Source organism: Tunicatimonas pelagia (genome assembly GCF_030506325.1).
Classification (GTDB): domain Bacteria; phylum Bacteroidota; class Bacteroidia; order Cytophagales; family Cyclobacteriaceae; genus Tunicatimonas; species Tunicatimonas pelagia.
The window spans coordinates 3,220,176-3,239,048 of the sequence record NZ_CP120683.1 but is presented as its reverse complement, the minus strand read 5'-3'; the positions used below and the strand labels follow the sequence as shown (position 1 = coordinate 3,239,048).

Below are 18,873 nucleotides of genomic sequence, written 5' to 3'. Positions count from 1 at the left end.
TTGAGGTCTTCAACCACCATCAAAAAAACTCGCTATGGAAGTAAAGGAAGCAAAAATCAACCAGATAAGACAACACTTAGATCAGATAATAGCCCAAATGGATGCCCGAAGTAAAGAAGGAATGAGAATTCATCAGGTAGAGCGGTCTTTGTTTACCAGTTTATTGCAGTTAGGTTTTCAACTGTTAGAATACTACATTTTGAGTATACAACAGGTAGTCGCTGTTCAGGGGGTTCCCGTTGATCGTGCAGGGGAAAAGATGAAGAACACCGGGCTGCGTAGTCGGCCTTACCGAAGCATTTTTGGCCCGTTATCCATTGCCCGCCCCAAGTATTACTCAACCACTGGTAAGAGCTATTACCGGCTGGACGAAGCGTTGGGCTTACCCAAGAGCAACTATTCTTACGTATTGGATGATTGGTTAGGGTATGGGGCCACCGAGATGGACTTTGCCCAAAGTGCTGAGCAGTTGGAGCGCATCTTAGGTCATCCCCTAAGGGGTATGCAAAGCCAACGGTGTAGTTACAGGCTTTGCGAGCAAGTAAAAGACTTTTATGAGCAACAAGCCTGGGAAAACATAGAAGATGGTACTCATTTGAGCGTAGGCTTTGACGGTAAGGGGGTGCCCATTCGTCGCAGCGAAACTCAGCGAGCTGAGGAAAGTACGGCGGTTCGTCTGAGCAAAGGACAGAAGAAGGGGGTCAAAAAAGAAGCCACAGTAAGCCTGAGCAGTTCGTTTACCCCGCGGCCCCGGCAGGCTCAAGAACTCTTAGAGAGCTTGTTTTGCCCTACCCATGAGCCGCAGAAGCCCGATGGAGGGCATACCTGGCACGAGCACAAGCATCTACGAGCCTTTCTCTCAGACAAGGTAGGGGCCATCCGCTACGGGGTGGAAAACCTACTTCGGCGCGATGCTAGTGCAAAAAAGCCGATCATCGTTTTGATAGACGGTGACCGAGCCTTAGAAAAAGCAGTTCGGCAAGTGGTAGAAGAAAAGAAAGTTACCCATCGGGTAGAGGCCTACGTACTGGATTTTATTCACTTGCTAGAGTACGTTTGGAAGGTGGCTAACGCTCATTGGGGGGAGAAGCATCCCAATCGTTTTGCTTGGGTGAGAAGCCAAGCCGCCTTGTTACTAGACAGCCAGCATGATGAGGTACGACAGCAATGGCAAGTTATCTTGCAACAGGCTACCTTGTCTCAATACAAGCGTGACACTGTCCAACGAGCCATCACCTACCTGACCAACCATCAGCATATGGTAGATTACAAAACCTATCTACAGCTAGGATTTCCTATCACCACCGGAGCGGTGGAAAGTGCCTGTGGACATTTTGTAAAGAGCCGTATGGAGAGAAACGGCATGCATTGGGGAAAACAAGGTGCGCAGAATATGCTCAACCTACGAGCCGTCAGAAAGAACGGCGATTGGGACAACTACCTACAAACAGTAGTCAAACACGAACAACAAGCTCTTTACCAAAAAGCTGCCTGAGTTACACCCTTTTTGTTATACACTCAAATCAAATCCAGTGCGACGGCTTCTCAAAATCTATATGCCCAGTGGTAAGAGAAACTTGATGAATGGCTTATTATGACTCGAGCAGGGCTTGTTATAGCCACAAACGCAGTTTTCTCCCGTTCGTCAAGGAATTTTACCCGATGGTCAAGTATTCCGTGTCGCTCGTATTCACTATAAGTGAAATCTCGGAGAGTTTACGCAAATTGGCAAGAATCAATGCTTAGAGTTGTATAGCTTCATCGCTGAAAGTCTTCCGTCAAATTGTTGTGTATGATTAAGCTGAAAAGAAGCTATATCAATTGCTTCGCTGTTGTAATGCTGATTTTCCTCGCTAGATGTCAACCTGCCGCTGACGAACCATCTTATAACGCTCAGAATGACCAAGCAGCCGTGCAGGCAATTTTAAGCGTCCTGGATGATAATGATGCTAGCCTGGATAGAAAGCTTGAAATTTGGGTAGACGATCTAGTACATATGGCTCCTGGCTACCCAGCCAATACGGATAAAGATGCATTGCGCCGTCATCTGGAGGAACAGAAAACCTACGGATATTCGGATATGAGACACGAAATTATTGAGCTTGATTCGTACCCTGACCTGGTGCTGATGAGAGGGCGAGTCATCGGAACCTTCTATCCGGCTAATCAGAATGCTCCCGTAGCTTTCCGAACCAATAACCTCTTTGTATTTAGAAGATTGGAAGATAACTCACTAAAAATCTGGAAAGTAATCTTTAATCAGTCTGGCAAATAATTTTTTTCTAAGCGTATTCAAGACCTTTCACCTAATATGATTCCACTAAATTTTATCACGGCTCTTTCCTTGTGTCTGCCGCTATCGGGTCTTCTAATCAGCAATCCGGGTTTTTCGCAAAATGTAGAACATATCACTTTTACAGTAGATGTGAATTCGGTAGTCTCGATAGCTCAGGATTCGATACTGAATGTTCAAGTCCGGGGCAGTGTAGCTCCTTTAAGTTGGGTGAAAGGTATTAAAATGACGGATGCCGATAATGACGGGATTTATTCCGCGACCGTTGACTTTCCTCTCACGCAACCAATCGACTTATACTACAAATACACCTTAGACGAAATAGACTTTGAAGCAGGTGATGCTCGACAGATTGAAATAGAGACAGGCAGTCCTCTGGATACCTTTCGATACGAGAAAAGACCTGCGAATCCATTTAAAAAGTTCATTGGAAGATGGACTTTGAAAGATAATCTCTGGGAACAAGGTAATACTAATCAAGGGCTTGAGTCTATTAAAATACCGGATCACTACAGTATATGCGAAGAACTCAATACGCAAAATAGTTTGCTATGGAAGGTGGAGGCTCCCTCAGCTCGAGGACATATTCTCTGGGTATATAATACGGAAACGCAAGAAGTACACCATTCTTCCAGCTTCTTTCCGTCCCGAAGTGGTATTGGTACGGGGAAGGTGAATGAAAATGGAGATGTAACGCTAAAGATTAGCTTTGAAGGAGAAGCAAAGAATACCTATCGGCGGTACGAATACCGATGGGTTTCCGAAGATGAATATACGCTAAGATCGATACAGTATGATAACCAAGATAAACCTACCGGAGATTATTACGGCGGAGCATTCGTAAGAATAACGCAGTGATAACAGCCTAATGATAAAATAAGCCCGTACTTAGGTAAAAGATATTACTCTGACGTGAACAATGAATTAAAGTATTTTTAGTTTCCATATTAGGGGGAAAGCTTGCTGTCTGAGCGTAGCGAGTTTCAAGGTTTCCTAGATTTTTGTTTACTTTTCATCGATGGAAAAGTAAAAGCCTGCCCGGCTTAAGGGCGAGGCATTGAAAATCAAGCACTTACAATACTCCACTGATAAGTTGTAATCCATAGTTTACGTTACCCTAGATAGGGAGAGTAGTTTGCACTCTGCCTGATTACTGACGATATTGAAGAGATATAAGCTGCTATTTATGAATAACCCTCGCGACGAATGGTTCTTTCACTACAAACTCTACCATTTGCCCTTTTGGATGCTCTACCATTATTTATGGTGGGCGTTGGGTATTGGTAGCATTTGGGAAGCGGCGAACAGTATCTTCTTCTCGGTATACTCATTCAAATTCATTTTCTACGTGCTTTTCCAGGCGTTGGGAGTATACTTTAACTTGTACTACCTGATTCCTAAGTTTCTGGAAAAAGGGCGATACGGCGCATACGTGAGCCTACTATTGTTGACTTGCGTGAGTACGGCTGCTTTCATTATCAGTGGCTATTACGCGAGTGCCTGGTGGTCGGATCAAACTTTTGAGGAGCTGTACAAAGTAAGCCCCGACCAGTATTTCCATCTTTTTAAAACTAATGCGCTTCCCTCTACCGTGGCGAGTATGACACTTGCCATGAGTATTAAACTCACCAAAAACTGGGTACAGGCTCAGCGAAAACAGCAAGCCTTAGAACGAAAGCAACAAGTACTGGAAAAAGAAAAACTGGAAACTGAGCTCAAGTTCCTCAAATCGCAGTTCAACCCACACTTTCTGTTTAATACCATTAACTCTATCTTTGTCCTTATTCATAAGGATCAAGATGAGGCCTCTGAGTCACTGGCTAAGTTTTCGGATTTGTTACGTTATCAGTTGTACGAGTGCAACGAGCAGCAAATTCCACTGGAACGGGAATTGGGTTATCTGGAAAATTTTATTGAACTGGCGAAGCTTCGGCAAGATCATCATGTGGCAGTGAATGTATATTTAGAGTCCCTTCCTTCGGGTAACCTGACTATTGCTCCCTTCATTCTGATGCCTTTTGTGGAGAATGCCTTCAAACACGTATCCCAACACTCGGATGATTCTAACTGGATTTCTATTAATGTTGAGTTAAAACAATACCGACTGCACGTAGATATTGCTAATAGTACAACTGAGTTAAGCGAGCCACTGGATGTGATGGATCACTACAGCGGTATCGGACTAAAGAATGTTCGCCGTCGCCTAGATTTACTTTACCCTGAACAGTACGACTTGTCAGTACGAGCGGAAGATCAGCAATTTAAAGTACATCTCACGCTTGAACTTCAACCGCAAGCCTACGCTACCCAGCCCGATCTTCTCCTAAAAGAAACCAGCATTTGAATGGTACTAAAATGTGTAACGATTGATGATGAACCGTTGGCTAGGGAGTGTATCGCTAATTATGTGCGTGAGGTAGAATTCTTGCAACTGGTAGGGTCAGGTAACAATCCGGTAGTGCTGACCCAATTGCTAGACGAACACGACATTGATCTAATTTTCCTTGATATCCAGATGCCCGTACTCAGTGGTATTGAATTCTTGAAAATGGCTCAAAACCCTCCGCTGGTTATTATCACTACGGCCTACCCCAGTTACGCACTAGAAGGCTTCCAGCTAGATGTGTTGGACTATCTGCTCAAGCCTATCACGTTCACCCGGTTTTTCAAGGCAGTAACCAAAGCCAAAGACTACCACCAATTACTTCACCCAACGACTGCAACTACCCCGAATGCTTCTCCAAATGGCCCTGAAACTGACTACTTTTTCATCAAATGCGATAGCAAATATGAGCGCATCTACTTCAATGATATACTGTACGTGCAGGCGATGCAAAACTACGTAGTGATTCACACTGTCCACGGCAAATATATGACACTACTGTATCTAAAGAATGTAGAGGAGAAATTAGCTCATCAAGATTTTATTCGAGTACATAAGTCGTATATAGTCTCCATCCCGAAAATAGAAGTTGTTGAGAATCATGAAGTCGTCATCCAATCCCACCGTATTCCCATTAGTCGCAATCATCGCGAAGAAGTAATTGAGCGCGTAGTGAATAAACGGCTCTGGAAAAAATGATTATTGGCTCAGCAATAGAAATTATATCTTGCGCGGGTAACTAATCTTTATCCCTTGAAAAATCTCAACTGGAAAACCCTCTCCCAAAAATATCTGCTACAAGACCGCTGGATTAAAGTACGAGCAGATGTCTGTGAGATGCCCAATGGGCAAATTATCGAGCCCTACTACACACTGGAATATCCCAATTGGGCGAACGTAACCGCCCTTACTCCCGAGCGGGAAATTGTACTGATTCGTCAGTATCGCCACGCTTACGGTGAAGCCATTCTGGAACTACCCGGCGGTGCCGTAGACCCCGGCGAACCGGAAATGGAAGCGGTGCAGCGGGAGCTATTGGAAGAAACTGGTTACGTCGGTGAGAATTGGGAAGAAATAGCGCGGGTATCACCCAATCCGGCAAACCACAACAATCTGTCAATCTCTTTTCTATGTCTCAACGCTCGCAAAACTACCGAGCAGAAGTTAGATACCGGAGAAGAAATCGAAGTGGTACTAATGTCAATCGAGGAAGTCAAGCAATTGCTCAACGAAAACAAGCTGGTGCAATCTATGCACGTGGCTTCACTGTTTTATGCTATGCGAAAATTGGGGGAGCTGTAATCAAGTAAGGTTTCAAAGATTAATTCTACTCTTAAGTAGTTTCGGGTCGCGTTTTTGGTGTAGAACCGCTATTATTTCAACTATCTTATTTTGCTCATCTACTGCGTAATAGATCGCATATGAAGTACGGCTAATAAGGGCACGTCGGACAAAAAGCAAATTTTCTTGATACAAATATGGGTTGTTGGCAAGCAATTCTTCCGTATACAGGTATCGAGAGAAGAAAGTCTCACCCAAACCTTGGCGTTGACCTTCGTACCACTCAATAGTATCTTCAATATCAATTTGAGCTTCTTGCAGAATAACAACTTGATAGTCATTCATTCCAGCCAAACTTCTTATTAATACGGTGGCGGAATTCTTCTGACGAAGAGGCTGAATCGGGGTTTTGTTGGTAAGTTTTGTATCTATTAGTCAGTAACTCTTCCAGCAATTCATCATAATTGCTCTTATCTTCTGATCTGTCGGCATATTTGTACGACAGATAATCGACGTATTCCAATAATTCTAAATGAGCTTCTTCGGGAAGGTCTTTAAGCTTTTTATCTAACGTATCAAGAGGTTCCATATAAGAAAGATACAAAAACTAGAACAACTTCACATCCTTTAGGGTCAGAATGTCGCGGTCGCTGGTGAGCATACGTTTGGTGCGGAGGTAGCGGTTTAGGTTAAATTCGTCGTAGTGGTCTGATGCGGGATCGATACTGCTAATTTTTACGTGAGCTTCTAGACCGGGGGCGTGAATGAACTCATCGTTGCCAATCCACATACCTACGTGAGTCACTCGTTCGCGAGTGCTATCGGTAGCCGCCCGTCCGAAGAAGAGTAAATCGCCGGGAAGGAGGTTTTTAAAGCTTTTGTTTTCGTCAACTAATTCTCCGGCATGTACCTGCTGGGAAGCATCGCGGGGAAGCACTTTACCGTTCATAAAGTAGATGGTTTTGGTATAGCCGCTACAATCCACTCCTTTAGCTGAAGTGCCACCCCAGAGGTAAGGTACGCCCATCAACTGAAAGGCGGTTTCCACTACCGACTCTTCCGTAGCTTTGACCTCGGCGAGCCAGTCATCCAGCATAACTGCTTCATTTCGTTTCACGTAGGCTTCCCGTCCGTCGGGTAATTCCACCCAGTACACGCTTTGGTTTTCATCTTTTACCTCCATGATATTGCCCATCACCAGGTCAGCAACGGTATGCTCCATGTTTTCATCCAGATAGGCAAATCCGTAGGGATTAGTGTAAATAATTTTATCGGCTTCCTGCCAAGTCTGAAAAGTATCGGCATTCATGGGTCGAAAACTGCCTTGCATCCAACTAATGTACTTATCAGGAGTCTGCACCAAGTGCCAATCACCCTGTTTTTTCAAGATTCGCAGCGGGGTGCCCATCGTAGCCTGAGTAGCCAACTCACCCGAATGTTTGGGTTGAGAACGGATATTGGCGACTGAAATGGAAACTACGCCCAAAGTATCATCGTCTAGCGACGTTTCAGGCAGCATATTAATACTATCTTGATATATAATTTCGGTAGTATCTAAGGCCGCGAATAGTTGTTGTTTAGCTGTAGGCTGATCGGTTTCACCCCGCAGAATGAGCGTGTTGCCTTTTTCTATTGGTTCGATAGCAAACAATGCTACCCGCTTATCTGGAGCGTACTTAGTCTTAACGCTGTCGATGATAGGAAGAGCACGTTCACTCAGAGATGGTCCAGGTTCAGAGCAGGCGGCTATCATGCTACAGAGAACCACAGAAGTAAGCAGGTGGGTTCTGACAACTGTTATCGAAGTGTGAGATCGCTTCACATTTGTTCGCGATGACGAGAAAGTGTAACCCCCAGCAGAGAGATAACTACATAGCTTCGTTACTTTTATCATACGTCACTTGGTATCTACTTAAATTGGGAAGGTTGGGTCGTTCGCGGGCGAGTTCATACTCAAAGACGGCTCGGCCTAGTTCGGCCAGAAATGGGATGCCCACTTCGTCGTACTCGTAAACACCGTCGTTCAGAATCTGGTTCTCGTTCACATAAATTACCGCCGTCAGCAAAAACTCGGTCTTGCTCTCAAAGTCTACCACGTAGGCATTATCAGTCAGGTAGCCGTAGGCCATCCCAATTTTATTGAAGATGCGAATGTTTTTAGGTAGTGATTCTTTGGTATCGCCGAATAAAAAGAATTTGACGTAACTGTCGTAGTAATCTTCGGTGGTATCGGCAACGTAGTTGGGAAAGGTAGTCTCGGACGGCAATTGCGACATATAGCGGTACAAGAATTGGTAGTCGTCTTCGGTAAGATTAAATTGCTGACCTTCGGGCACGGCATCAGGAAAGATGACGGCTTTCAGCATATCCTGCAAAGTGCGCGCTGCGATGAAGTTATTCTGACTGAAATCCTTCGGTTCGTTAATCAGCGAATCGTTCCGCATAAAACCCACACCTTTGCGGAGGTTCTGAGTCTGCACCCGGAAGTCGCGACTGCTCTCGGTGAGATCTTGCTGGTACAGAATGTTCGCGTTATTGTAAAAGGAAACTGGATTCGTCCGGCGATTCTGTTCGGGAGTATTGAAAATCGCTAACCGATGAATGATGTGTAACTGATCGTAGCCCTTTTCGTGCAGTTGGTCATTGAGGTATTCTTGTCCCAGAAATTCGTACAGCCGATTGAAAGCATCATTATCACTCACCAAAAATATCTTCTTGATGTAGTGCGCTACCGATGGCATTCCACTTTCGGAAGTAGTGTCTTCTGTCACTCTCGTTTGCCCATCCGACGCGCTATCGGTAAGCATGGTGGAGTATTTGGTCAGCCCGTCGACTTCCAGCTCATTCAGTTTTTCCAATGCCAGAAAGGCAGCGGGCATCTTCACTGTGCTCGCCGGATAAAAGTAATTATTGGTATCAATACCGTAGTAGTGCGAAGTAAATGAGGGTTGGTTAGCCGAATCACGATCAATCTGGGTATAAAAAATCTGCAACTCAAAATTTTCTGGATGATTGATGACTGAGTCAAGAATTGGGTTTTCCCGCTCGGCCAGAATTTGGTAAATTAAATTGGCCGAATCTACGTACTGGGAAGGAGCCAATTCTTCTACAGTTTCAGCAGTTTCCGATGATTGGCAGCCAAAAAATAGTAGACTTAAGTAAAAAAATACCCAAAACTTCGCTAGAGGTGTTTGCATCATAACCCTATTAAGTGAGCGATGCCTCAAAGCTAGTATATTTTAGATAAAGTTGACATAAATTATCGTACACCCAATTTCTGATACTCCGACGGAATAGTAATGCCAATCATCCCGACCAGAATAATAATTGCTAGTAGTACCCCTAACATTATAATTACTAGTGCTTGCCGAGAGGGGTCGTGGTGAGAACGAAGCTGTCGCATTTTACGGTAGTGAATGGTGGCAACGTGGATAAAGAAGGCAACGATGGCCAAGCCGTAGTAGGGGACGAAAAACAACCAATCGGGATAGGTATTAAGTCCGGCCGCACCGTAGTACAAATTGGTGTCTACCGTAAAATAATAGCGACCCACCAGTACAGCACTTACATGGATCAGCAAAAAGAAGGACAGGTACCCACCACTGTACACCTGCCAACGATCGTAGGAGTCAATCAATGATTTACGCTTACCGGTAGCCAACCGGAGGCCAGATATGATTTGCGTAAGTACGGCCAACAACAGTAAACTTTCTATCAGCCAGTGGCGATAAACCACTCGAGTAGCTTCCATAAAGGCGATATGAACCGTCTCGCCGAATAAAATCAAGACGTGATTAAGCAAGTGTATCCCCACAAATGAGGCGATAGTGAGTCCTGAAATGTAGTGAATGCGTTTGATCATAGCTATTTTGTTTATAGTTATGACAATTCAGCAAGGTGTTTTGGGACAAAAGAGAGAATTTCTTTTTCTCAATATACCTGCTGTCGCAATACATCTATGTCATTTATTGGCAGTAAGTCGGGAAAGCTTGTCAGGATTACGTTGTAAGTACACCGTCTGAATTTGGTTGCTTTTAGTGGCCAGTAAGATAACTGTGTCTAGCTGACCCCGCTGAAAAATATGCAATCGGATCTCGTGAGAAGTAGACCGAAATTGCACCGAAGTGGCTGACGATTCCTTCTGATAGATGCCTAATATAAATTTGATACAACGATCGAGTCCCATAATTGGGCGCGTAGCTGCTACTTTCTTCCCTCCTCCATCGGAGTAAATCACAATGTCTTCCCTTAGCAAACGGGTTAGGGCTGACACATCGCCTTGCTGGGTGGCCTGCAAAAAGGCGGCTACCAGTTGTTGCTTCTGCTCTAGCGAGACAATCTGTAATTTCTCAGTCTCAACTAACTTTTTGCGGGCGCGTTGCTCCAGTTTGCGGCAGGCCGATTCGGATAAATCCAACTGCTCAGCAATGTCAGCGTAAGGCAAATCAAAGCTTTTGCGTAATAGATAAACCGCTCGCTCTTTAGGGTTGAGCTCCGATAGCAAATACACAAAAGAGTAGGGGACATCTAGCTGGGCTTCTACCAAAGTATGCGACCATTCGTAGGGTTCCGGTAACCAAACGCCGGGATACTGATCTCGCCGTTGCTTTTTAAGCAGATTGAGGGAGGTATGTACCGTAGCGGTTGCCAGGTATCCTCCCATGTTTTCTATTTCTTTTCCTTGCTGCACTTTTTGCACAACATCTAGCAATGCATCCTGTACCACATCTTCTGCATCGGCTACACTACCCAGTAGTTTGTAAGCGATGCTAAGCAGCTGCGGACGATAGTTCTCTACGTGAGATAGATTATTGGTTTGCTCGGGCGACATGGTGTGTGGTATGACAGTGTTAAAGTAGAGGCAAGGTCTATCAGTTTATTATCCAACCCACAATACTGATAATTCCGATAATAACTGATACTAAAAAAAGCCCAATCAAACTAAGACATCCGATTTTGAAAACTGTGTCTTTCCAAAACTAACAGATCTATAGTTTTCTGAATCTCCCCTTTTGTCACATGCCTCTACATTGTCCGATAACAAACTAGTAAATCATGGTACTCACTTAAACACAAGAATACCTAAACACTAGAACACCCTAACACAATCTAAATATGCAACGCCCGATTCTCAGTAGCAGCCAAGCTGGCTTCTTTCATTGCTTCAGTGAATGTTGGGTGAGCGTGTGACATGCGAGCGATGTCCTCGGCGGAAGCACGATATTCCATAGCAACCACAGCTTCGGCGATCATATCGGCGGCGCGGGGGCCAATCATGTGTACTCCGAGTATTTCGTCGGTTTCGGCATCGGCTAGTACTTTTACTAGTCCGTCGGTATCCATGCTGGCGCGAGCCCGTCCGGAAGCTTTGAAGGGAAATGTTCCGGTTTTGTACTTCTTTCCTTCTTCCTTTAGCTGCTCTTCGGTATAGCCTACGCTGGCTACTTCGGGCCAGGTATAAATTACACTGGGGATTAGGAGGTAATTCAGGTGAGGCTTTTGTCCGGCGAGCAGTTCAGCTACGTATACACCTTCCTCTTCCGCTTTGTGAGCCAACATGGGGCCTTTATCAATTACATCGCCAATAGCGTAGATGTTGTCTAGTTTGGTCTTCAGATGATCGTCTACTTCAACCTTGCCCTGCTTATTCACTTCTAATCCAATATTATCCAAACCTAATCCATCGGTATACGGACGACGACCGACACTCACTAAACAAATATCGCCTTTCACTTCTATCGTTTCGCCCTTGCTGTCTTCCGCCGTAACGGTTACCTGACGAGATGTACTATTTACGGAACTCACTTTATGTTTGAGCTTAAAGTCAAAGTCCAGTTTCTTCAGCACTTTGGTGAGTTCTTTAGAAAGGGTTTTATCAATAAGCGGAGTAATTCGATCCATGTATTCAAACACGGTGATTTTGGAACCCAAGCGGGCGTAGACCGAGCCTAGTTCCAGACCAATATAACCTCCGCCGATAATAATCATGTGTTTAGGCACCTTCTGTAATTCTAATGCTTCGGTGCTGGTGATTACCCGCTTTTTGTCAATTTCAACAGACGGTAAGCTAGAAGGTTTGGAACCGGTCGCAATAATGGTGTTTTTAGAAGTAAAGGTTTCGGTTTTTCCGTCGTCTTTCCTTACCTCAATGGTGGTTTTATCCTTGAATGAACCCATCCCGTGGTAGACGGTGATTTTGTTTTTTTTCATCAAGAAATCAATGCCATCCGTTGTCTGTTTCACCACTCCTCGCTTACGATCAATCATGCGAGGCATATCTACTTTCAAATCTTTTAGGTCAATACCGTGTTCCTCAAAATGCGCTTGGGCATTATGAAAATGCTCAGTAGAGTCTAACAGAGCTTTGGAGGGAATACATCCCACATTGAGGCAGGTACCACCCAATGCTTTATACTTTTCTACAATAGCGGTTTTCATGCCGAGTTGGGCACAGCGAATGGCCGCTACGTATCCGCCCGGACCAGAACCGATAACGGTTACATCAAAATCCATATCTGTTTTTTGGTTAAATGTTGATTACGAACAGTGTCAAAGATAGTAAACGAGGATGATTATGCTAGGTTTAGAAAGGGTAAACGCATTTTTAGTAGTCCTTCCGGTCATTTGGTTTTTAAAGAACCCGAAAAATCATGTTATTGCTCTTAAATCGATTTTTTAGCGTTTGCTTTTTTCACTACCGTTAACACCTTCACCGGAATTTTTTAATCATGGTAATTTTTGGCTATTTCTATGTAAAGACCAGCCTACTATTCTTATTCGCAAAATACAGCATCGGTGTTCTATTGCTACTGGCTAATGTTACGCTTTTCGCTCAAGACAAGATAGAGGTAGAACGCACTGTTAGTTCTTCCCAGGTGCCGTCAGCAGCCCGAGCGTGGCTTCACGAAACGTATAGCCAAACCCCTCGGCTTCGCTGGTATCTGGAAAAGTCATCGGGTGAAACCAGCTATGAGGCCAAATTGCGGCATCGTGGGGCGTGGCACAGTGTGGAGTTTGGCGAAGACGGGGTGCTTCAGGACATTGAAATAATTGTTAGGATGCGCGACTTACCGAAAGCTGCTCACCAGGGAATAGTAGCTTATCTTGATACCACTTACATTAAGCACCGCATCCGAAAAATTCAGCAACAACTTACCGGTTCGCCCGAGGTAGTACGTGCGGTGGTGCAAGGCGAGCCTGCCGAAGAAGTGACGTATCGTTACGAAATAGAATTTTACGGTAAGAACCGCCAAAGTAAGGCTTTGTGGGAAGGACTATTTGATGGCCAAGGGCAGTTGCAGGAGCGAAAAAGAATCATACTGCGACCAACCGATAACTTACTATATTAGATGAAGTGGCTACTGCTGGGCACATTGATGTGTCTTTCCCTTCGTACTTTGGCTCAGGAAAATGTGGTCAATACTGGCTTCTTTCCTGAAGCGTCCCTTACTGGTTCGGTAAGCGATTGGGTAAAGCTCACCTTCAAGGTAGAGTCACAGCACCGAAGCTACGACAACCGCAACCCGGAAGACGAACGCTGGGAATATTTTCACTATCGCACTGATTTGCAGGGATTCGTTACCACATCCTTCAACCCCTTCTGGAAAGCCTCGGTTGGTTACCAATATCGGCTCGAGGGCGGCGATGGAGTTAACACCCATCGATCTATCCAGCAGATTGCCTACGTTCAGCGACTGAGAAGTTCTCGTCTGGGCCACCGTCTGCGTACCGACCAGACCTACCACCCAAGCGAAGCCACCGAACTGCGCGCTCGCTATCGACTGTCGTTCGAGATCCCGCTCTCCGGTCAGTCGTTAGAGCCGGGTGAGTTCTACTTACTGCTGTCGGACGAGGTAATTTACGCGTATCAGGGGGGCGATAGCGAATTTGAAAATCGGCTGGTGACTTCGCTAGGGCATTACTTTAGCCGGAAAGCCAAGCTGGAAGCAGGATTCGACTACCGCACCGACCGCTATATTGCGGAGGGTTTCCGTACGCGCTTGTGGTTCAAGGTGGGAGGGTACTTTAATTTGTAAGAGTGATTGATACAGTGCCTCAACTTTCGTCCCGAAGTTTGGTGATTTTTCCATCTTCAAAGTGAAAAATAGATTTCCCCGATAGCTGTATCGTATCCCCGGCAGATAGTCCATTCGGTAAGTCTTGGGCTAGCACGCCTAAATAGTCAACAGTTACTTCAGCGGTATCGCCGACAATTTGAACGTCTTCTATTGTTTGCTTCCGACTTTTGAATAGATTCTTGGCCTGTTCTGCTTGCGCCTTAAAGGCTTCTTTTCCAGTGAGTTCTAGTATTGATTCACCCCCAGAAACGTTCTGGAAAACTACATCGTCGCTTAGATGTTCGGTCATGCCTGGGACATTAAAACTATTGTACGCCTCGATATAGTCGTTAATAACTTTCTCCATAGATTCACGATTTGTCTGACAACTAATGATAGGCGCAAACAACGCAATAATACAAACAAATTTTGCCATCAAATTCCCAACAGCAACCGATTTGGGTCTTCAATCAGTTCTTTAATCCGGTACAGAAAGCTCACCGATTCCCGGCCATCGACGATGCGGTGATCGTAAGATAGGGCTACGTACATTACCGGGCGAATTACTACCTCGCCATTGACGGCTACCGGACGTTGCACAATATTGTGCATACCCAGAATAGCCGACTGTGGTTGGTTGATGATTGGGGTAGAAAGCATAGAGCCGAAGATTCCACCGTTGGTGATGGTAAACGTTCCCCCGGTCATTTCGTCGATACTCAATTTTCCGTCACGCGCCTTCACGGCTAAGCGAACTACTTCTTTCTCCACCTGGTCAAAGGAAAGCTGTTCGGCATTGCGAATTACCGGAACCACTAAACCTTTGGGGGAAGAAACCGCAATGGATACATCGCAGTAGTCGTTGTAGACAATTTCATTTTCGTCGAGCATGGCGTTTACAGCGGGCCACTCTTGCAATGCCTGACAAGCCGCCTTGGTGAAGAACGACATAAAGCCTAAGCCAACTTCGTACTTCTCCTTAAACATTTCCTTGTACTTCTTCCGCAAGTCCATCACGGGCTTCATATCCACTTCGTTAAAAGTGGTAAGCATGGCGGTTTCGTTCTTGGCAGCTACTAGTCGGCGGGAAATGGTTTTCCGTAGTGAAGACATTTTCTCCCGACGTTGCTGTCGTTCACCCTGAGGGGCGGACGAAGTACCTGATTCTTCGGATGATTCCTGTTTAGAAAGAGATTTGTCAGCAGGTTTAGGGGAGGCCTTCTTAGCTTCTACTGCGTCCTCTTTGGTAATACGGCCATCACGACCGGAGCCTTGCACATCGTTGGGATCAATCCCTTTTTCAGCGAGGATTTTGGCTGCCGCCGGAGAAGCATGTCCTGTAGCGTAGCTCTGACCATTACTGGGAGCTGCTGCTGCTGACGAAGACTTTTCGTCTGGCTTATCGGTACTTGCTGAATCGTTCGTGGAAGGGCTTGCCTCAGTAGCCGCTGGCTCACCTACTTCAATACGGCAAGCTAGTGCACCAATTTCCAGCGTCTGTCCGGTTTCAGCTACAATTTGTAAGGTGCCGGCGGCTTCGGCGGTTAGCTCAAACGTGGCTTTATCTGATTCTATCTCAGCAATTACTTCGTCCATTCCTACGTAGTCACCATCCTTCTTCAGCCACTCTGAGATAGCTACCTCAGTGATTGACTCACCTACCGCCGGAATTTTCATTTCTACTACCTCCCCGGTTGCTTTTGCTTCCGATGAAGAAGATGTGGCACTTGGGCTATCGCTTTTATCAGAAGCTGGCTCTTCGGCAGAAGCCGAGGTGCTTTGCTCTTCTTTTGGCTCAGAGGATTTTCCGTTAGATTTTCCGTCGGGGTCAATTTCGCAAATGATGGCTCCGACCTCTAATGTATCGCCTTCGTTAGCTTTGGTTTGAAGCGTACCGGCGTGGGGCGCGTTCAGTTCAAACGTAGCCTTATCCGATTCTAACTCGGCGATTACTTCGTCCATCTCCACATAATCCCCATCATTCTTTACCCACTCGGCAATGGTGACCTCGGTGATGGACTCCCCTACCGTGGGTACTTTAATTTCCTGGCTCATAATACTTGTTTTCTAAGCGAATGCTTTGTTAATAATTTCTTCTTGCTCTTTAGTATGAAGCTTTCCGTAGCCCGTAGCCGGAGATGCGCTAGGCTTGCGAGATATTAGTTCAATTTCAGTTTGACGATACGTACGTAATAAGTACGACCATGCTCCCATATTTTCGGGTTCTTCTTGCACCCAGTACGCTTTAGCATTCTTGTAACGCATCAGCACTTTGGTAAACTGCTTCTCTGGGAACGGATGAAGTTGCTCCAACCGGACAATGGCTACGTCTTTTCGCTTTTCACGTTCCTGACGCTCCAGCAAATCGTAGTAAACCTTACCAGTACAGACCAACACCTTTTTAACGGACTTCAGCGTTTTGATGTTAGGGTCATCAATTACTTCGCGGAAAGAGCCCTCGGTAAATTCTTTTATCGGTGATACCACTTTTGGGTGACGCAGCAACGATTTAGGCGACATAATGATAAGTGGCTTACGAAACGGCCAAGCCAGTTGTCGGCGTAATGCGTGGAAGAAGTTAGACGGCTCAGTGATATTGGCTACCACAATGTTCAGGTCAGCACTGAGTTGCAGGAAGCGTTCGGGACGCGCATTGGAATGCTCGGGACCCTGGCCTTCGTAGCCGTGGGGCAGCAGCATGACTAAACCGGTCATTCTTCGCCACTTAGTTTCGGAGGTGGTAATGAATTGGTCAATCATCACCTGAGCACCATTGACAAAATCACCAAATTGGGCTTCCCAAATTACCAAAGCGTTGGGGTTAGTCATGGCGTACCCAAATTCAAAACCCAGTGCTCCGTACTCCGATAGTAGCGAATTATAGATATGAAAGTCAGCCTGATTTTCTGAAATATGGTCTAAGCTGCTGTAGGGTTCGTTGGTTTCAGCATCGTTAATTACGGCGTGGCGGTGCGAAAATGTACCGCGTTGGGTGTCTTGCCCGGCTAAACGTACAATCTTTCCTTCGGCCAGAATAGAACCATAAGCCAGTAGCTCAGCTGCCGCCCAGTTGAGTTCTTTCTTCTTAAAGAAGATTTCTTTGCGCTGCTTAAACTGCTTATCAATCTGGCGGATTGGTTTAAAGCCTTCTGGCAGCGTAGTTAATGCTTCGGCTACTTGGTTGATTACATCGGCAGAAATGCCGGTTGAGGGCGACTCGTGAAAGTCATCCGCCGTAGCCCTTCGTAAGTCGCGCCACTCTTGCTCTACCGCCTGATAGGTGTAAGGCAATGGTTGCTGCTTCACCATATCAAGCCGATCTTGCAGCAGGCCGCGGAATTCTTTATCCATATTTTCAGCTAACTCAGCATCTACATCACCCCGCTCAATCAGTTTTTTGTTGTACACCTCGCGAGGGTTAGGGTGCTTAGAGATTACGCTGTACAGCGATGGCTGGGTAAACTTAGGCTCATCGCTCTCGTTGTGTCCGTGCCTTCGGTAGCATACCATATCGATAAACACGTCACGGTTAAATTTCTGCCGAAACTCTACCGCCGTTTTCACGCAGAATAATACTGCTTCCGGATCATCGCCATTAACGTGCATTACCGGACTGTCAATTACCTTTGCTACATCGGTACAGTAAACACTGGTACGCGCATCGTCAAAGTCGGTAGTAAAACCCACTTGGTTGTTAATTACAAAGTGAATGGTTCCTCCGGTGTAGTATCCTTCCAGTTGCGACATTTGCGCTACTTCATACACAATGCCTTGACCAGCTACGGCTGCATCACCGTGAATAAGGATGGGTAAGATACGGTCATAGTCACTATCGTAGTGCCGATCGGCCTTTGCCCGAACAAACCCTTCTACTACCGGGTCAACCGCCTCCAAATGCGAAGGGTTAGGGTTTAGCTTTAAGTTTACGTGTTTTCCACTGGGAGTAGTGACGTCGCTAGAGTACCCCAAGTGATACTTTACATCGCCATCGCCGTGCGACTGATCCGGATCAGCCGCTCCCTCAAATTCATTAAAAATCTGCTCGTAGGTCTTACCCATAATGTTGGCAAGCACATTTAGCCGCCCCCGGTGAGCCATACCGATAGCAACTTCTTCTACTCCAAATTCAGCAGCATGGTTGATGATTCCGTCTAGTGCCGGAATGGTCGTTTCTCCTCCTTCCAGCGAAAATCGCTTTTGCCCGAGATACTTGGTATGCAAAAAGTTTTCGAAGACTACCGCTTCGTTAAGCTTCGTAAGCGTACGCTTTTTCTCCTCGGCAGAAGTAGAGTGAGTGAGCAGAGTTTGCTCCGCTTGTTTCTTCATCCATTCTACTGCTTCCCGGTCGCGAATGTAGGTATATTCAAAGCCAATGGTGCTTACGTATGCCTTACGAAGCGTATCAATAATTTCTTGGAGCGTGGCCGGGCCAATGCCTATTTCTTCACCTGCCACGAAGGTAGTACTTAGGTCACCTTCAGTAAGGCCGTAGTACTCAATACCAAGTTGCGCCTGACGATCGCGCCGAGTACGAACTGGGTTGGTGTCGGACTCTAAGTGTCCCCGACGGCGATAATTTCTAATTAGTTTTTTTACGCCAATCTCCTTATTAGCCGGAGTCTGAGATACAGCAGTACCATTAGTAGAGGAAGCACCATTTTTACCGAAGCGTTCCAGAGAAAAATTAAAACCCTCAAAAAATTTCTGCCAGCTTTCATCTACTGACTCGGGGTCTTGTTGGTACGACTGGTAGAGTTCGTCAATGTAGCTAGCGTGCGCGTTGGAGATGTACGAATATTTATCCATAGGGTCAATTCATTTGGTCAAAGATAGAAGATATAAAGGATGAGAAAAAACCG

The 18,873-nt window shown here is 45.6% G+C and carries 18 protein-coding genes; 8 read left to right on the top strand and 10 right to left on the bottom strand.

Annotated elements, in window-relative coordinates; genetic code table 11:
• The first annotated feature begins 34 nt into the window (after positions 1-34).
• The 6 genes from P0M28_RS13875 to P0M28_RS13850 all read left to right on the top strand — a co-directional run bounded on the left by P0M28_RS13875 (position 35) and on the right by P0M28_RS13850 (position 5,978).
• Positions 35-1,495 carry an ISKra4 family transposase gene (locus P0M28_RS13875; protein ID WP_302204760.1) on the top strand — a complete coding sequence of 487 codons (1,461 nt, stop codon included), beginning with the start codon at positions 35-37 and terminating at the stop codon, positions 1,493-1,495.
• A 297-nt stretch (positions 1,496-1,792) separates the two neighbouring features.
• A complete protein-coding gene (locus P0M28_RS13870) occupies positions 1,793-2,275 on the top strand; it encodes a nuclear transport factor 2 family protein (RefSeq protein ID WP_302210502.1) in 483 nt (160 codons plus the stop codon).
• Positions 2,276-2,311: 36 nt separating this feature from the next.
• Positions 2,312-3,151: a hypothetical protein gene (locus P0M28_RS13865; protein WP_302210501.1), complete on the top strand. Its 840-nt coding sequence runs from the start codon at positions 2,312-2,314 to the stop codon at positions 3,149-3,151.
• A gap of 328 nt (positions 3,152-3,479) precedes the next feature.
• Positions 3,480-4,637: a sensor histidine kinase gene (locus P0M28_RS13860; RefSeq protein WP_302210500.1), complete on the top strand. Its 1,158-nt coding sequence runs from the start codon at positions 3,480-3,482 to the stop codon at positions 4,635-4,637.
• Entirely contained in the window at positions 4,638-5,375 is a 738-nt protein-coding gene (locus tag P0M28_RS13855) for a LytR/AlgR family response regulator transcription factor (RefSeq protein ID WP_302210499.1), read from the top strand.
• 54 nt (positions 5,376-5,429) lie between these two features.
• Complete coding sequence (locus P0M28_RS13850; protein ID WP_302210498.1) at positions 5,430-5,978, top strand: NUDIX hydrolase; 549 nt, start codon at positions 5,430-5,432, stop codon at positions 5,976-5,978.
• Positions 5,979-5,990: 12 nt separating this feature from the next.
• On the opposite strand, the gene P0M28_RS13845 is transcribed toward P0M28_RS13850, so the two are convergent.
• The 7 genes from P0M28_RS13845 to lpdA all read right to left on the bottom strand — a co-directional run bounded on the left by P0M28_RS13845 (position 5,991) and on the right by lpdA (position 12,470).
• A complete protein-coding gene (locus P0M28_RS13845; protein ID WP_302210497.1) occupies positions 5,991-6,302 on the bottom strand; it encodes a type II toxin-antitoxin system RelE/ParE family toxin in 312 nt (103 codons plus the stop codon).
• The gene (locus P0M28_RS13840; RefSeq protein WP_302210496.1) at positions 6,295-6,546 is read right to left on the bottom strand and encodes a hypothetical protein; all 252 of its coding nucleotides are present in this window, start codon (positions 6,544-6,546) and stop codon (positions 6,295-6,297) included. Before P0M28_RS13840 ends, P0M28_RS13845 begins: the two co-directional genes overlap by 8 nt.
• A gap of 18 nt (positions 6,547-6,564) precedes the next feature.
• On the bottom strand, positions 6,565-7,710 hold the full coding sequence (locus P0M28_RS13835; RefSeq protein WP_302210495.1) for a C40 family peptidase: 1,146 nt from the start codon (positions 7,708-7,710) through the stop codon (positions 6,565-6,567).
• Positions 7,711-7,825: 115 nt separating this feature from the next.
• Positions 7,826-9,157 (bottom strand): serine hydrolase, encoded by a 1,332-nt coding sequence (locus tag P0M28_RS13830; protein WP_302210494.1) that lies wholly within the window; start codon positions 9,155-9,157, stop codon positions 7,826-7,828.
• 59 nt (positions 9,158-9,216) lie between these two features.
• A complete protein-coding gene (locus P0M28_RS13825; RefSeq protein ID WP_302210493.1) occupies positions 9,217-9,819 on the bottom strand; it encodes a hypothetical protein in 603 nt (200 codons plus the stop codon).
• A 99-nt stretch (positions 9,820-9,918) separates the two neighbouring features.
• A complete protein-coding gene (locus tag P0M28_RS13820) occupies positions 9,919-10,788 on the bottom strand; it encodes a sigma factor-like helix-turn-helix DNA-binding protein (protein WP_302210492.1) in 870 nt (289 codons plus the stop codon).
• A 278-nt stretch (positions 10,789-11,066) separates the two neighbouring features.
• Positions 11,067-12,470 (bottom strand): dihydrolipoyl dehydrogenase, encoded by a 1,404-nt coding sequence (lpdA, locus tag P0M28_RS13815; RefSeq protein WP_302210491.1) that lies wholly within the window; start codon positions 12,468-12,470, stop codon positions 11,067-11,069.
• A 215-nt stretch (positions 12,471-12,685) separates the two neighbouring features.
• Between lpdA and P0M28_RS13810 the strand changes: the two genes are divergently transcribed.
• Together P0M28_RS13810 and P0M28_RS13805 are read left to right on the top strand one after the other, a co-directional pair.
• On the top strand, positions 12,686-13,306 hold the full coding sequence (locus P0M28_RS13810; RefSeq protein ID WP_302210490.1) for a hypothetical protein: 621 nt from the start codon (positions 12,686-12,688) through the stop codon (positions 13,304-13,306).
• Positions 13,307-13,993 (top strand): DUF2490 domain-containing protein, encoded by a 687-nt coding sequence (locus tag P0M28_RS13805; protein WP_302210489.1) that lies wholly within the window; start codon positions 13,307-13,309, stop codon positions 13,991-13,993.
• 19 nt (positions 13,994-14,012) lie between these two features.
• On the opposite strand, the gene P0M28_RS13800 is transcribed toward P0M28_RS13805, so the two are convergent.
• The 3 genes from P0M28_RS13800 to P0M28_RS13790 form a co-directional block, all read right to left on the bottom strand.
• Positions 14,013-14,381: a nuclear transport factor 2 family protein gene (locus P0M28_RS13800; protein ID WP_302210488.1), complete on the bottom strand. Its 369-nt coding sequence runs from the start codon at positions 14,379-14,381 to the stop codon at positions 14,013-14,015.
• Positions 14,382-14,449: 68 nt separating this feature from the next.
• Entirely contained in the window at positions 14,450-16,069 is a 1,620-nt protein-coding gene (gene odhB, locus P0M28_RS13795) for a 2-oxoglutarate dehydrogenase complex dihydrolipoyllysine-residue succinyltransferase (protein WP_302210487.1), read from the bottom strand.
• Between the two features lie 12 nt (positions 16,070-16,081).
• Complete coding sequence (locus tag P0M28_RS13790) at positions 16,082-18,820, bottom strand: 2-oxoglutarate dehydrogenase E1 component (protein ID WP_302210486.1); 2,739 nt, start codon at positions 18,818-18,820, stop codon at positions 16,082-16,084.
• Between the last annotated feature and the right edge of the window lie 53 nt (positions 18,821-18,873).